Source organism: Streptomyces cynarae (genome assembly GCF_025642135.1).
Taxonomy (GTDB): Bacteria; Actinomycetota; Actinomycetes; order Streptomycetales; family Streptomycetaceae; genus Streptomyces; species Streptomyces cynarae.
In genome coordinates this window covers 2,949,544-2,963,570 of the sequence record NZ_CP106793.1, presented here as the reverse complement: position 1 = coordinate 2,963,570, position 14,027 = coordinate 2,949,544, and the positions used below count along the sequence as shown (strand labels likewise).

The 14,027-nt window shown below is 71.3% G+C and carries 13 protein-coding genes; 7 read left to right on the top strand and 6 right to left on the bottom strand.

Translation table 11 applies throughout. The annotated features are described in order from the left end of the window. Nucleotides 1–31: 31 nt before the first annotated feature. A complete protein-coding gene (locus tag N8I84_RS13855; RefSeq protein ID WP_263229827.1) occupies nt 32–1,495 on the top strand; it encodes an MFS transporter in 1,464 nt (487 codons plus the stop codon). On the opposite strand, the gene N8I84_RS13850 is transcribed toward N8I84_RS13855, so the two are convergent. The 4 genes from N8I84_RS13850 to N8I84_RS13835 are packed head-to-tail and all read right to left on the bottom strand — an operon-like array spanning nt 1,457 to nt 4,702. Further along, nucleotides 1,457–1,816 (bottom strand): MmcQ/YjbR family DNA-binding protein, encoded by a 360-nt coding sequence (locus N8I84_RS13850; RefSeq protein WP_263229826.1) that lies wholly within the window; start codon nt 1,814–1,816, stop codon nt 1,457–1,459. The genes N8I84_RS13855 and N8I84_RS13850 overlap by 39 nt on opposite strands. Next, a complete protein-coding gene (locus N8I84_RS13845; RefSeq protein ID WP_263229825.1) occupies nt 1,813–3,123 on the bottom strand; it encodes a hemolysin family protein in 1,311 nt (436 codons plus the stop codon). Before N8I84_RS13845 ends, N8I84_RS13850 begins: the two co-directional genes overlap by 4 nt. Beyond that, nucleotides 3,120–3,617, bottom strand: coding sequence for an rRNA maturation RNase YbeY (ybeY, locus tag N8I84_RS13840; protein WP_103838288.1), 498 nt, complete (start codon nt 3,615–3,617; stop codon nt 3,120–3,122). The genes N8I84_RS13845 and ybeY overlap by 4 nt, the downstream gene beginning before the upstream one ends. Nucleotides 3,618–3,631: 14 nt before the next feature. Further along, the gene (locus N8I84_RS13835) at nt 3,632–4,702 is read right to left on the bottom strand and encodes a PhoH family protein (protein ID WP_200417304.1); all 1,071 of its coding nucleotides are present in this window, start codon (nt 4,700–4,702) and stop codon (nt 3,632–3,634) included. 279 nt (nt 4,703–4,981) lie between these two features. Here N8I84_RS13835 and N8I84_RS13830 point away from each other — a divergent pair, with 279 nt between their 5' ends. From N8I84_RS13830 to N8I84_RS13815, 4 genes are all read left to right on the top strand, one after another. Beyond that, complete coding sequence (locus N8I84_RS13830; protein WP_263229824.1) at nt 4,982–6,052, top strand: M4 family metallopeptidase; 1,071 nt, start codon at nt 4,982–4,984, stop codon at nt 6,050–6,052. 21 nt (nt 6,053–6,073) lie between these two features. Further along, on the top strand, nt 6,074–6,340 hold the full coding sequence (locus N8I84_RS13825) for a protealysin inhibitor emfourin (RefSeq protein ID WP_263229823.1): 267 nt from the start codon (nt 6,074–6,076) through the stop codon (nt 6,338–6,340). Between the two features lie 84 nt (nt 6,341–6,424). Continuing rightward, on the top strand, nt 6,425–7,744 hold the full coding sequence (locus N8I84_RS13820) for a GH1 family beta-glucosidase (RefSeq protein ID WP_263229822.1): 1,320 nt from the start codon (nt 6,425–6,427) through the stop codon (nt 7,742–7,744). Then, entirely contained in the window at nt 7,741–9,006 is a 1,266-nt protein-coding gene (locus tag N8I84_RS13815; RefSeq protein WP_263229821.1) for an MFS transporter, read from the top strand. Before N8I84_RS13820 ends, N8I84_RS13815 begins: the two co-directional genes overlap by 4 nt. 34 nt (nt 9,007–9,040) lie before the next feature. Here N8I84_RS13815 and N8I84_RS13810 read toward each other — a convergent pair whose 3' ends face one another. Beyond that, nucleotides 9,041–9,850 (bottom strand): SDR family oxidoreductase, encoded by an 810-nt coding sequence (locus tag N8I84_RS13810; RefSeq protein WP_263229820.1) that lies wholly within the window; start codon nt 9,848–9,850, stop codon nt 9,041–9,043. A 431-nt stretch (nt 9,851–10,281) separates the two neighbouring features. On the opposite strand from N8I84_RS13810, the gene leuA reads away from it, so the two are divergent. Both leuA and N8I84_RS13800 read left to right on the top strand, forming a co-directional pair. Beyond that, complete coding sequence (gene leuA, locus N8I84_RS13805; protein WP_263229819.1) at nt 10,282–12,003, top strand: 2-isopropylmalate synthase; 1,722 nt, start codon at nt 10,282–10,284, stop codon at nt 12,001–12,003. Between the two features lie 184 nt (nt 12,004–12,187). Next, nucleotides 12,188–12,895, top strand: a complete 708-nt coding sequence (locus N8I84_RS13800; RefSeq protein ID WP_263229818.1) for a TerB family tellurite resistance protein — start codon at nt 12,188–12,190, stop codon at nt 12,893–12,895. 87 nt (nt 12,896–12,982) lie between these two features. Here N8I84_RS13800 and N8I84_RS13795 read toward each other — a convergent pair whose 3' ends face one another. Next, nucleotides 12,983–13,918 (bottom strand): dihydrodipicolinate synthase family protein, encoded by a 936-nt coding sequence (locus tag N8I84_RS13795; protein ID WP_263229817.1) that lies wholly within the window; start codon nt 13,916–13,918, stop codon nt 12,983–12,985. Nucleotides 13,919–14,027 lie beyond the last annotated feature (109 nt).

Here is a 14,027-nt window from a genome sequence, read left to right as displayed (position 1 = left end):
TGGATGTTCCGTTCGCACGAGGCTCTTGCCCATGGCGATCGACACCACCACCTCCACCACTTCGACCACCCCCGCACGCGAACCGCTCGACAACCCCCGGCTGTCGACGCGCGACAAACTCGTCCTCTTCGTGCTGTGCGCGGCCCAGTTCATGGTCGCGCTGGACTTCTCCGTCCTGAACGTGGCGCTGCCCGTCCTCGGCGACGACCTTGGAATGAGCCGCTCCGCCCTTCAGTGGGCGGTCACCGCGTTCGCCCTGCCGTCCGGTGGCTTCCTGCTCCTGTTCGGCCGGATCGGCGACCTCTACGGGCGCCGCAGGCTGTTCCTGACCGGCCTGGCCCTGTTCGGCGCCGCCTCGCTGCTCGCGACGTTCGCCTGGGACCCGGCGTCGTTCCTGGCGGGCCGCGCCCTTCAGGGCCTCGGCGCGGCGGCGATCGTGCCCACCGGGATGTCGCTGCTCACCACCACCTTCCCGGAGGGCCCGGCCCGCGACCGCGCCCTCGGTATCTCCGGCACGCTGCTGTCGCTGGGCTTCACGGTCGGCATGGTCGCGGGCGGCGTCCTCACCGACGCCCTCGGCTGGCGCTCCACGATGGGCCTGCTCTCGGTCTTCGCGCTGATCGTGCTCCCGCTCGCCCCCGGCCTGCTGCCCGAGTCCCGCACCCCGGACCGCCCGCGCCTGGACGTCCCCGGCGCGATCACCGTCACCGGCGGCCTGCTCTCCCTGATCTACGCCCTGTCGACGGCCGCCGACCACGGCTTCGGCCGTGCGGACGTCATCACGACGCTGGTCGTCGGCGCCCTCCTGCTGACGGCGTTCGCCTTCGTCGAGTCCCGCACCGCGCAGCCCCTGGTCTCGCTGCCCATGCTGCGCCGCCGCACGGTGGCGTGGGGCAACCTGGGCGGCCTGGTCACCTTCTCGATGATGTCGACGGTGATCTTCGTGCTGACCCTCTACCTCCAGGAGGTCCTGCGTCTGTCCGCCTTCGAGACCGGTCTGGTCTTCGGCTTCCAGGGTGTCCTGTCGGCGGTGGCGGGCACGTACGCACCCAAGGTCATCGGCCGCTTCGGCGCCCGCCGCACGCTGGTCGGCTCGCTCGCCGGGCAGGGCGCGCTGATCGCCGCCCTGCTGGGCCTGAACAGCCACGTCTGGTCGGTGTGGCTCGCCACGGCCGCCGTCTCCCTGGCCAGCATGTGCCACCTGGGCGCGATCATCTCCTACGGCCTTACGGTCACCTCGGGCGTCCCGGACGAGGAGCAGGGCCTGGCCACCGGCCTGGTCACCTCCACCCAGCAGGTCGGCATCACCGTGGGCATCCCGATCCTCGGCGTCCTCGCCACCACCTCGACGGACCTGCTGTCGGGCGTGCACACGGTGCTCGCGCTGGACGCGGCGATCGTCCTGGCGGCGGCGGTGCTGGTGGCGCTGGGACTGCGCACCCGGAGTGCGGGCGGCTCAGGGGCGGTCGAGGCGGAGGCGGTCGGCGCGCGGTAGGCCGGCGACGACCAGGTCGTACGAGTCCTCGACGAGCTCCCGGACCAGGCGGTCCGGGAGCTCGCCGTCGACCGTGACCGTGTTCCAGTGGCGCTTGTTCATGTGCCAGCCGGGGACGATCAGGCCCTCGTGCTCGCGGCGGAGCCGCACCGCGTCGTCCGGGTCGCACTTGAGGTTGACCTTCAGCGGCCGCGCGTCCAGGGCCGTCAGCGCGAAGAGCTTGCCCTGCACCTTGAAGACCGAGGTCTCCGGGTTGAACGGGAAGTCCTCCACCACCGCGTTGAACGACAGACAGAAGGCGCGCAGCTCCTGAGGGGTCACTCGGGCTTCTTCTCCTCGTCCTCGGCGGTCTCCACCGGACCCACCGGCTCCACCAGCACCGTCACGATCTTGTTGCGGCGGCCCGCCGCGGCCTCCGCCGTCAGGCGCAGTTCCCGGCCGTCCGGAAGCTCCACCACGGACGACGCCCCGGCGATGGGCACCCGGCCCAGAGCCTTGGCGAGCAGACCGCCGACGGTCTCCACGTCCTCGTCGTCGAACGCCTCGAGCCCGTACAGCTCGCCCAGGTCGCCGATGTCCAGCCGGGCGGTGACCCGGTAGCGGTCGTCGCCCAGCTCCTCCACCGGCGGCAGTTCGCGGTCGTACTCGTCGGTGATCTCGCCGACGATCTCCTCGAGGATGTCCTCGATGGTGACGATGCCGGCCGTGCCGCCGTACTCGTCGATGACGACCGCGACGTGGTTGCGCTCCTTCTGCATCTCGCGCAGCAGGTCGCCCGCGTTCTTGGTGTCGGGCACGAAGGCGGCCGGCCGCATGGCGGTGGACACCAGCTCCGACTCGGCGTCCCGGCTGATGTGCGTCTTGCGGACCAGGTCCTTCAGGTACACGATCCCGACGACGTCGTCCTCGCTCTCCCCGGTGACCGGGATGCGCGAGAAACCGGAGCGCAGGGCGAGGGTGAGGGCCTGGCGGATCGTCTTGAAGCGCTCGATGGTGACCAGGTCCGTCCTCGGCACCATCACCTCCCGCACCAGGGTGTCGCCCAGCTCGAACACCGAGTGCACCATGCGGCGCTCCTCGGCCTCGATCAGGGACTCCTTCTCGGCGAGGTCGACGAGGGCGCGCAGCTCCGCCTCGGAGGCGAAGGGGCCGCGGCGGAAGCCCTTGCCAGGGGTGAGCGCGTTGCCGATGAGGATGAGAAGGGACGGGATCGGGCCCATGATCCGGGCCAGCGGCACCAGGACGTACGCCGCCACCGTGGCCGTGTTCACCGGGTGCTGGCGGCCGATCGTGCGCGGGGAGACGCCGACGGCGACGTACGACACCAGGACCATGACCGCGATCGCCACCAGCAGCGCCTCGGCGGTCCCGCTGAGCTCCTTCAGGCAGGCATAGGTGACCAGCGCGGCGGCGGCCATCTCGCAGGCGACACGGACCAGCAGCGCCACGTTCAGGTAGCGGGTCGGGTCCGCGGCGACCTGGGCGAGCTTGGCGCTGCCGCGCCGGCCCGCCCTGACGGCCTCCTCGGCGCGGAAGCTGGAGACGCGCGCCAGGCCCGCCTCCGCGCAGGCGGCGAGCCAGGCGACGACGACCAGGGCGATCGCGCCGACGACGATCTGGGGGCTCATGACACGGTGGGGGCCGGGGACGGGCCGGTCAGGCCCCTCTCCGCGCGCCAGCCGTCCACGATGGCGGCCTGCAGACCGAACATCTCGGCCTTCTCGTCCGGTTCCTCGTGGTCGTAGCCCAGCAGGTGCAGCACCCCGTGGACGGTGAGCAGCTGGAGCTCCTCGTCCATGGAGTGCTGCGTCGGGGCCTCGGCGCCCTGCTTGGCGGCGACCTCGGGGCACAGCACGATGTCGCCGAGCAGGCCCTGCGGCGGCTCGTCGTCGTCCTTGGACGGCGGCCGCAGCTCGTCCATCGGGAAGGACATGACGTCCGTGGGCCCCGGCAGGTCCATCCACTGCACGTGCAGCTGCTCCATGGCGTCGGCGTCCACGACGATCACCGAGAGCTCGGAGAGCGGGTGGATGCGCATCCGCGCGAGCGCGTAGCGGGCGATGTCGAGGATCGCCTGCTCGTCGACCTCGGTTCCGGACTCGTTGTTGACGTCGATCGACATGTGGTGCTCGGTCTCTACTTCCCCTTGTGCCCGGCCTTGCCCCGGCTCTGCCCCTTGTGCGTGCCGTTCTGGGTGCCGTGCCTGCTGTCGTACTGCTCGTACGCGTCGACGATACGGCCGACGAGCTTGTGCCGTACGACATCGTGCGACGACAGCCGGGAGAAGTGGACGTCCTCGACGCCCTCCAGGATCTCCTGGACCTGGCGCAGACCGCTCTTGGTGCCGTCCGGGAGGTCGACCTGGGTGACGTCACCCGTGATCACGATCTTCGAGTCGAAGCCGAGGCGGGTGAGGAACATCTTCATCTGCTCGGGGCTCGTGTTCTGGGCCTCGTCCAGGATGATGAAGGCGTCGTTGAGCGTGCGGCCGCGCATGTACGCGAGCGGGGCGACCTCGATCGTGCCCGCGGCCATCAGCCGGGGGATCGAGTCGGGGTCGAGCATGTCGTGCAGCGCGTCGTACAGCGGGCGCAGGTACGGGTCGATCTTCTCGTAGAGGGTGCCGGGCAGGAAGCCGAGGCGCTCGCCCGCCTCCACCGCCGGACGGGTCAGGATGATGCGGTTGACCTGCTTGGACTGCAGGGCCTGCACCGCCTTCGCCATGGCGAGGTAGGTCTTGCCCGTACCCGCGGGGCCGATGCCGAAGACGATCGTGTGCTTGTCGATCGCGTCCACGTACCGCTTCTGGTTGAGCGTCTTCGGGCGGATGGTGCGGCCGCGCGACGACAGGATGTTCTGCGTCAGCACCTGGGCCGGGGTCTCCGGCGCACCCTCGCCGTTCTCGCCCGCCCGGAGCATGGCGATCGAGCGTTCCACTGCGTCCTCCGTCATCGGCTGCCCGGTGCGGAGCACCAGCATCATCTCGGCGAACAGGCGCTGGATCAGGGCGACCTCCGTCGCCTCGCCGACCGCGCTGATCTCATTGCCCCGGACATGGATGTCGACCCCGGGGAAGGCCGTCTCGATCACGCGCAGCAGCGAGTCGCCGGAACCCAGCACCATCACCATCGGGTGCTGGGCGGGGACGGTGATCTGTGCACTCGCCTGCCCCTGCGCGGGGGTGTGAGCTGTGGGTGTCTGAGTCATGGGCCGGCTCTGTAGGCCTGCGATTCCTCCTCCGTACGGCCGCGCGACTGACGGCGGCCTCGCGACTTCAAGAGTACGACGCGGGGCTGACAGAGCCGTAGGGCTTTTCGTCGCGGTCTTGCACCGCCGCTCGGGTGACTTCGCCACCGCGGGCCGCCACCCTCGGCCGCGGGGACTCATACCACCTCTTCGCGGAAGACACCGCTCCGTATCACGCCTTTTCATCAATCGTGGTTGCGAGGGGTGACAGTGCGGTGACTCAGTGCAATGGTGCAGCACATGACCAGTCACGGGGGCCACGGGCCCGTCTTCTGCACCATCGTGCCACCGCACGTCCTCGACAAACTCGCCCAGCACGAGGACACCGCGCTCGCCGCTCCCGCGCGCCGCACCCTCGAGCGCGACGCCCTCGAGCGCACCCGCCGCCGGCTGACCACGGTCATCGGCGCACCCGCGGCGACCCCGCCCCAGGACACCCCCGGCGGGCCGCACCGCACCGTCTACGACGCCGGGCATAACCAGACGCTGCCCGGGAAGAAGGTCCGCGGCGAGGGCGACGAGCCCGGCAGGGACGCCACCGTCAACCGGGCCTACGCGGGCCTCGGCGCCACCTTCGAGCTGTACCGGACGGCGTACGGCCGCGACTCCATCGACGGCAAGGGCCTCCCGCTGGACGCCAGCGTGCACTTCGGCGAGGACTACGACAACGCCTTCTGGAACGGCGAGCAGATGGTGTTCGGCGACGGGGACGGCAGGGTCTTCCTCGACTTCACCCTCCCGGTGGACGTCATCGGGCACGAACTCACCCACGGCGTCACCCAGTACACGGCGAACCTGGCCTACTTCGGCCAGTCGGGTGCCCTCAACGAGTCCGTCTCGGACGTCTTCGGCTCGCTGATCAAGCAGTACACCCTCGGCCAGACCGCCGACCGGGCCGACTGGCTGATCGGCGCCGGACTCCTCGCCCCGCACGTGAACGGCACGGCGCTGCGCTCCATGAAGGCGCCGGGCACCGCGTACGACGACCCGGCGCTCGGCAAGGACCCGCAGCCCGCGACCATGGCCGGGTATGTGAGGACCAGCCAGGACAACGGCGGCGTGCACATCAACTCCGGCATCCCCAACCACGCCTTCTACCTGGTGGCCACCGCGCTCGGCGGACACGCCTGGGAGCGGGCCGGGCAGATCTGGTACGACGTGCTCACCGGCGGCGAACTGCAACAGGACGCGACCTTCGAGGACTTCGCGAAGCTGACCGTGACGGCCGCAAAGTCCCGCTACGGCGCCACCGGCCAGGAACAGGAGGCGGTGCTCAAGGCCTGGGAGGAGGTCGGGGTGCCGACCACGTAGTTCTGTACTAGACAGACACCCATGCGTATTCACGTCAGGCGCACGGGCGGTTTCGCGGGCATCGAGCGGCAGGCCGAGGTCGACACCTCGGGGCGGCCCGACGCACCCGAGTGGCATGCCCTGGCCGAGCGCGCGCTCGCGGCCGGCCGGGGCGCGCCCCCCGCGGGGGTTCCCGACGGGTTCAGCTACCAGATCACCGTGGACGGCAGGACGGTGTACGCCGCCGATCCCGGGCTGACCGAGGAGCAGCGGCAGTTGGTCTCGCGGGTATTGAAGGAAGGGGCCTGACTGCGGGTACTGAAGGCGGGGGCCTGACTGCTTGTTCACGCCTGCCCGTTGACTTCCGTTACCGGCGGTAAGGATGATCCGCGCATGGCGACAGACGCGCGCATGGCGACGGACCCGATACCTCAGTTCCCGCCCGGCTTCCTGTGGGGCGTGTCCACCTCGGCCCACCAGATCGAGGGGGCGGCCGAGCGCGAGCCCTCGGTGTGGGACGCCTTCACCGCCGAGCCCGGCCGGGTGAAGGACGGCTCGACCGCGGAGGTGGCCTGCGACCACTACCACCGCTACCGCGAGGACGTGGCCCTCCTGGCCGGCCTGGGCGTGGACGCGTACCGCTTCTCCGTCTCCTGGCCGCGGGTGAACACACCCGGCGGCCTCGACTTCTACGACCGCCTGGTCGACGAGCTGTGCGCGGCGGGCGTACGCCCGGTCGTGACCCTCTTCCACTGGGACCTGCCGATCACGCTGGACTGGCTCCAGCGGGACACGGCGTCGCGATTCGCCGAGTACGTGTCGGTGGTGGCCGGCCGTCTCGGCGACCGCGTGCACAAGTGGATCACCCTCAACGAACCCGCCGAGCACACGCTCCTGGGCCATGCGCTGGGGGCGCACGCGCCCGGCAGGCAGCTGATGTTCGACGCCCTGCCGGTGGCCCACCACCAGCTGCTGGCCCACGGCCTGGCCGTACGGGCGCTGCGCGCGGCCGGGGCGAGCGACATCGGGATCGCCAACTCGCACGGCCCGACGTGGCCGGCGTCCCAGAAGCAGGAGGACGTGGAGGCGGCGGACTTCTACGACGTCCTGCTGAACCGGTTGTTCTCGGACCCGCTGCTGCTCGGCCGGTACCCGGAAGGCATCGGCGAGTTGATGCCGGGCGACGTGCACTCCGACCTGAAGGTGATCGCGGAGCCGGTCGACTGGTACGGGATCAACTACTACGCGCCGACGCGGGTGGGCGCTCCACAGGGCGCGGAGATCGAGTTCGGCGGCCTGACGCTCCCCGCCGAACTGCCCTTCTCCGTCCGGGAGATCGAGGGCCACCCGGTCACCGACTTCGGCTGGCCGGTGGTCCCCGAGGCGCTCACCGAGCTGCTGACCGGCTTCCGCGCACGCTACGGCGACCGGCTGCCGCCCGTGGTCATCACCGAGAACGGCTGCTCCTACGAGGGCGTCGACGACCAGGAGCGCATCGCCTACCTGGACGGACACATCCGTGCCCTGCACCGGGCGCTGGAGGCGGGTGTCGACGTACGGGGCTACTTCGTCTGGTCACTGCTGGACAACTTCGAGTGGGCCGAGGGGTACGCGCGCCGGTTCGGGCTGGTGCACGTGGACTACAAGACGCTGGAGAGGACGCCGAAGGCGTCGTACGACTGGTTCCGGGACCTTCTGCGGGCGCGGGGATGACGACGGCCGACCGGGCCCTGCCCGACGTCGACGCCCTCGCCGAACCCGTCGAACGCGTCGGCCGGGGCTGGACCGCCGCCCTGTCGCTGGCCAACGGGGCGATCTGGGTCGGCTGGTACGGCCCGCTGCAGATCCTGCTCGCTTCCCAGGCGAAGGACTTCGCGCCCGGCTCCGGGATGTCCAAGGAGACGATGCTGGCCTGGGTGACGGGCACGGGCGCGGCGGTGTCGCTGGTGGCGAACCCGTTCTTCGGCGCCCTGTCGGACCGGACGACGGCGCGTCGGGGCCGCCGTACGCCGTGGATCGTGGCCGGCACCGCGGGCGGCGCGGTGTCGCTGCTGCTGCTCGCGGGCGCGGGCGGTCCCTGGACCATGGCGCTCGGCTGGTGCCTGGTGCAGCTGACGCTGAACGCGGCGTTCGCGGCGGTGACGGCGGCGGTGCCGGACCGGGTGCCCCGGCCGCAGCGGGGGTCGGTGGGCGGCTGGCTGGGGGCGGCGCAGATCCTCGGCGTGGTCGGCGGGACGGGCCTGGCGACGGTGGCCGGGGGCGTCGGAGCGGGCTACGCGGCGTGCGCGGTGTTCACGGTGGCGGGCGTCCTGCCGTACGTCCTCGGCCACCGGGACCTGCGGCTGCCGGTGGCGGCCCGCGCGCCCTGGTCCTGGCGGGGCTTCCTGGCCGGCTTCTGGCTGAGCCCGCGCCGCCACCCGGATCTGGGCTGGGCCTGGCTGACCCGCTTCCTGATCAACCTCAGCAACGCCCTGGTCCTGCTGTATCTGCTCTACTACCTGCGGGACCGCCTCCACCACCACGACCCGGACCAGGGCGTCCTGATCCTCACGGCAGTGAACGGGGTGACGCTGCTGGCGACGGTCGTGGTCGGCGGGGTCTGGTCGGACCGGGTGGGCCGCCGCAAGCCGTTCGTGATCTGGTCGGGGGTGCTGATGGCGGTGGCGACGGCGGCCCTGTCGGCGTGGCAGACCTGGCCGGGGGCGATCGTGGCGGCGGCGGTGCTGGGCGTGGGCTTCGGGGTGTTCACGTCGGTGGACTTCGCCCTGATGACGGATGTCCTGCCGAAGGCCCTGGACCGGGGCAAGGACCTGGGGGTCATCAATGTCGCCAACGCCCTGCCCCAGGTCGCGGCGCCCGCGCTGGCGGCACCGATCGTCACCTACCTCGGCGGATACCGGGTCCTCTACCTGGTTGCGGCGCTGATCGGGATCGCGGGGGCGGGGCTGGTGGGGCGGATCCGCGGGGTGGACTGAGCCCACCCACTCGGTCCACGGGTGCCGCCCCGGGTCAGGGGCGCCGCCAGTCGTCACCGGCCATATGAGAGCCGGCCATCGGGCCCATGCGGAGCATGCCGCCGTCCACGCTCCAGGAGGCGCCGATGACATAGGAGGCGTCGGGGCCGGCGAGGAAGGCGATCACGGCCGCGACCTCGCGGGCGTCGCCCGGCCGCCCGAGCGGAACCCCGGGGCGGCGCTCGGTGTGCACGTCGGTGTCCTCCTGCCCGGTCATGGGCGTGGCGATCTCGCCGGGCGCCACCGCGTTGACGGTGATGCCGTGCTCGGCCAGTTCCAGGGCCATGACCTGGGTGAGCAGGCCGAGACCGCCCTTGGCCGCGCAGTACGGGGCCGCACCCACCCGCGGCTGGTGTTCGTGCACCGAGGTCACGTTGACGATCCGGCCGCCGTCGCCCTGCCGGATCATCCTCCGCGCCGCGCGCTGGCCGCACAGGAACGGGCCGAGCAGGTCGACGTCCAGGACCTGGCGCACATCGTCCAGGCCCAGGTCCAGGAAGGGGGTCATGGTGCCCGTACCGGCGTTGTTGACCAGGACGTCGATGCGGCCCAGTTCCTCGCACAGTGCGTCGACCCTGTCGGCGGCCTCGGGAAGCCGGGTGAGGTCCACCTGGGCCACGGCGGCCCGCCGCCCCTTGCCGCGGACCTCATCGGCGGTCTGCTCGGCGCCCTTCTGGTCGCTGTGCCACGTGATGCCGATGTCCATCCCCGCCTCGGCCAGGCGGACGGCGGTGGCGCGGCCGATTCCGGAGTCGGATCCGGTGATCACGGCCACCTTGGACGCGGACGCGGTGGGGGCGGACATACGGGCCTCCGGAGGGGTGTGCGGTCCTGGACGAGGGGTGGACGAGGGATCGCAGTACCCGGGGACGTACCGGGCAAACGGTGACCGGAACGCGCCCGCGCCGGACCGCCCGGCGGCCCGCCGCCGAGCGGCACCGACTCCTGCGTGCGGCCGCAGGCGCCGCTGGGTCCGCAGGACCCGTCACCGAGCGGGACCGCTAGGGAAATGTGACTTTAGGAACTCTTTGTCCGAAAGCTGCCCCTGGTCCCGCATACTGATACAGGCCTTCGCATCCGGCGCGCCTCGGCTAGCATGCGGAGCATCATGCGTTTCGGGCTGCTTCTCCTTAGCTGCCGCGGCGAGGGCCTGTAGTCGAGGCCGACTCCCTCCCCGCGGTGCTTGGCGTTGCGTCGTCGGCCGTCCTTCCGGACCCCTTGAGGAGCCCACGCACCATGGCGAACCGCCAGCAGCCCACCTCCATGCCGATCCACAAGTACCGGCCGTACGAGCAGGTCGACATCCCCGACCGCACCTGGCCCGACCAGCGGATCACCAAGGCCCCGCGCTGGCTCTCCACCGACCTGCGCGACGGCAACCAGGCCCTGATCGACCCCATGTCGCCGGCGCGCAAGCGCGCCATGTTCGACCTGCTGGTGAAGATGGGCTACAAGGAGATCGAGATCGGCTTCCCGGCCTCCGGCCAGACCGACTTCGACTTCGTGCGCTCCATCATCGAGGAGGAGGGCGCGATCCCCGAGGACGTGACGATCTCCGTCCTGACCCAGGCCCGCGAGGACCTGATCGAGCGGACCGTGGAGTCCCTGAAGGGCGCGCGGCGCGCCAACGTCCACCTGTACAACGCGACCGCCCCGGTCTTCCGCCGGGTCGTCTTCCGCGGCTCCAAGGACGACATCAAGCAGATCGCCGTCGACGGCACCCGGCTGGTGATGGAGTACGCGGAGAAGCTGCTGGGCCCCGAGACCGAGTTCGGCTACCAGTACAGCCCCGAGATCTTCACCGACACCGAGCTGGACTTCGCCCTGGAGGTCTGCGAGTCGGTCATGGACGTCTGGCAGCCCGGCCCGGACCGCGAGATCATCCTCAACCTGCCCGCCACCGTGGAGCGTTCGACCCCGTCCACGCACGCGGACCGCTTCGAGTGGATGCACCGCAACCTCTCCCGCCGCGAGTTCGTCTGCCTGTCCGTCCACCCGCACAACGACCGCGGCACGGCCGTCGCCGCGGCCGAGCTGGCGGTGATGGCGGGCGCCGACCGCGTCGAGGGCTGCCTGTTCGGACAGGGCGAGCGCACCGGCAACGTCGACCTGGTCACCCTGGGCATGAACCTCTTCTCCCAGGGCGTCGACCCGCAGATCGACTTCTCCCACATCGACGAGATCCGCCGTACCTGGGAGTACTGCAACCAGATGGAGGTCCACCCGCGCCACCCCTACATCGGGGACCTCGTCTACACGTCCTTCTCCGGCTCCCACCAGGACGCCATCAAGAAGGGCTTCGACGCCATGGAGGCCGACGCGAAGGCCAAGGGCGTCACGGTCGACGACATCGAGTGGGCGGTGCCGTACCTGCCGATCGACCCCAAGGACGTCGGCCGCTCCTACGAGGCCGTCATCCGCGTCAACTCGCAGTCCGGCAAGGGCGGTATCTCCTACGTCCTGAAGAACGACCACAAGCTGGACCTGCCGCGCCGGATGCAGATCGAGTTCTCGAAGATCATCCAGGCGAAGACGGACGCCGAGGGCGGCGAGATCACGCCGAAGGAGATCTGGGACGTCTTCCAGGACGAGTACCTGCCGAACCCGGACAACCCGTGGGGCCGTATCCAGGTCCGGACGGGTCAGACCACCACCGACAAGGACGGCGTCGACACCCTGACGGTCGAGGCCACCGTCGACGGCGAGGACACCGTCCTGACCGGCACCGGCAACGGCCCGATCTCCGCGTTCTTCGACGCCCTGCAGTCCATCGGCATCGACGTACGCCTGCTGGACTACCAGGAGCACACGATGAGCGAGGGCGCCTCCGCGCAGGCCGCCTCGTACATCGAATGCGCGATCGACGGAAAGGTCCTGTGGGGGATCGGCATCGACGCGAATACGACACGTGCCTCGCTGAAGGCGGTCGTCTCCGCGGTCAACCGAGCCGCCCGCTGACCCTCTGACCTCCACGTTCACGGCCCCGTCCGCCTCCCGAGGCGGACGGGGCCGCGTCGTGTACCGGCCATTTCGGCCGAAGATCACGAGGAGGTCTCGTCCGGGGTACTGACTCCGCCTCAACAATGTGGCTAACATCACGCCAGCAGCGGCGATGTTGCCGCGGCGAGGACGGAGGTGCGACGTGCTGCCAGGACGGGGACGCAACGGCCCGGAAGCCCGCAAGGGCCGCATTTCGCAGGTCCTCGGCGTCCGCACCGCGTGGACCACCGTCGGCGACGGCGAGTTCTTCTGCCCCGGCTGCGGGGGCGACCGCAACTACCAGCGCCTCACCGGACGCCGCCGCCTCACCTTCGCCGGCCTGCCGGTCGTGCCGCGCGGGGAGACGGGTCCGGTCGTGGAGTGCGCGGCCTGCGGCCACCACTACGGCACGGACGTCCTCGACCACCCGACCACCACCCGCTTCGCCGCGATGCTCCGCGACGCCGTCCACACCGTGGCCCTGGCGGTCCTCGCCGCGGGCGGCACCTGCTCCCGTACGTCCCTGGAGACGGCCGCCGCCGCCGTCCGCTCCGCCGGCTTCGACGACTGCACGGCGGACGGACTCAGCGCCCTGGTCGACGCCGTGGCCGCCGACACAGGCCGGGTCTGCGGCGAACCGGGCGGCGGTGCGAGTCTGGCCATAGAGCTGCACGAGGCCCTGGACCCGCTCGCCCCTCACCTCGCCCCCACCGGGCGCGAGTCGATCCTCCTCCAGGGCGCCCGTATCGCGCTCGCCGACGGCCCCTACACCCCCGCGGAACGCGACGTCCTGGCCACGGTGGGCGCGGCCCTGACGATCTGCTCGCAGGACGTGACCCGCCTGCTCGCGGCGGCCCGCACGGTGTCGTAGCTCTCGACGGGGCACGGGTCACCCGGTCCGGTTCCGGCTCACCCGGTCCGGTTCCGGCGCATCCCCTGACCGACCCGGAGTGAGTCGTCACAGCAGCCCGGCCGCCGCGAGATGCTTGCCGACGCCCTCCCGCTCCTCCTGGGTGAGCGGCACCTGTGGCTCCGCCGTGGCCGGACACGCGATCACCCCGCGCAGATGCAACGCCGCCTTGAACGCCCCCAGCGCCGACGAACTCGCGCCCATCCGGGCCGGGTCCCCGACGCCGACCATGCCGTACAGCGCGCACAGCCGCTCCTGTTCCGCCCGCGCCGCGTCCCAGTCGCCCGCGCGGCACAGCCGGTCCAGGCGGACATAGCCCGCCGGGTCCACATTGGCCAGCCCGGGCACCGCCCCGTCGGCGCCGAGCGCCAGTGCAGAGTCCACGACCAGCTCCGAACCCGTCAGCGCGCTGAACTCGGTGAGCGCGGGACGCGTCCGCACCCCCGCCACGACCGCTCGCAGACCGGCCAGATCGCCGCTGGAGTCCTTCAGCCCGGCCAGCGTCCCGTCCGCCGCCAGCTCCAGCACCAGCTCAGGGCCGAGCTTCACGTGCACGGAGACGGGGATGTCGTAGGCGACGACCGGCACGGGGGAGCGGTGGGCGACCAGCCGGTAGTGCCGGGCGATCTCCGCGGGGTGCGTCCGCGTGTAGAAGGGCGCCGTCACGACGACCGCGTCCGCGCCCGCCCGTGTCACATACGCCACGTGGTCCAGCACCCGCGGTGTCGTCATGTCGATGGCCCCGGCCAGTAGCGGCACCTGCCCCGCGACGTGGGCCACCACCGACTCGACCACGACAGCGCGCTGACGGTCCGTGAGGTGGGCGGTTTCGGCGGACGACCCGAGCACGAACAGGGCGTCCACCCCGCCGTCCAGCAGATGGTCCACCAGCCGCAGCAGCGAGGGCACATCCACCTCGCGGTCCGGTGTCAGAGGGGTGCAGACGGGCGGGATTACTCCGGTCAGCGGGGCGGGGAAGGGCATCAGGGCTCCCGGACGTGTTCCTGTTCCCGGCGCTGCGCCGGCCGTGGCGGTGGCCGTGGAGGGCCGGGACGGCCGACGTGTTCGGCTCGGGGACGGCTCGTCCCCTCCC

What these genes read in the sequence shown, in the direction of transcription:
- N8I84_RS13835 (WP_200417304.1), bottom strand. Translation starts at nt 4,702, where the DNA reads ATGACTCAGACACCCACAGCTCACACCCCCGCGCAGGGGCAGGCGAGT.
- ybeY (WP_103838288.1), bottom strand. Translation starts at nt 3,617, where the DNA reads ATGTCGATCGACGTCAACAACGAGTCCGGAACCGAGGTCGACGAGCAG.
- N8I84_RS13830 (WP_263229824.1), top strand. Translation starts at nt 4,982, where the DNA reads ATGACCAGTCACGGGGGCCACGGGCCCGTCTTCTGCACCATCGTGCCA.
- N8I84_RS13795 (WP_263229817.1), bottom strand. Translation starts at nt 13,918, where the DNA reads ATGCCCTTCCCCGCCCCGCTGACCGGAGTAATCCCGCCCGTCTGCACC.
- leuA (WP_263229819.1), top strand. Translation starts at nt 10,282, where the DNA reads ATGGCGAACCGCCAGCAGCCCACCTCCATGCCGATCCACAAGTACCGG.
- N8I84_RS13855 (WP_263229827.1), top strand. Translation starts at nt 32, where the DNA reads ATGGCGATCGACACCACCACCTCCACCACTTCGACCACCCCCGCACGC.
- N8I84_RS13810 (WP_263229820.1), bottom strand. Translation starts at nt 9,850, where the DNA reads ATGTCCGCCCCCACCGCGTCCGCGTCCAAGGTGGCCGTGATCACCGGA.
- N8I84_RS13845 (WP_263229825.1), bottom strand. Translation starts at nt 3,123, where the DNA reads ATGAGCCCCCAGATCGTCGTCGGCGCGATCGCCCTGGTCGTCGTCGCC.
- N8I84_RS13825 (WP_263229823.1), top strand. Translation starts at nt 6,074, where the DNA reads ATGCGTATTCACGTCAGGCGCACGGGCGGTTTCGCGGGCATCGAGCGG.
- N8I84_RS13820 (WP_263229822.1), top strand. Translation starts at nt 6,425, where the DNA reads ATGGCGACAGACGCGCGCATGGCGACGGACCCGATACCTCAGTTCCCG.
- N8I84_RS13815 (WP_263229821.1), top strand. Translation starts at nt 7,741, where the DNA reads ATGACGACGGCCGACCGGGCCCTGCCCGACGTCGACGCCCTCGCCGAA.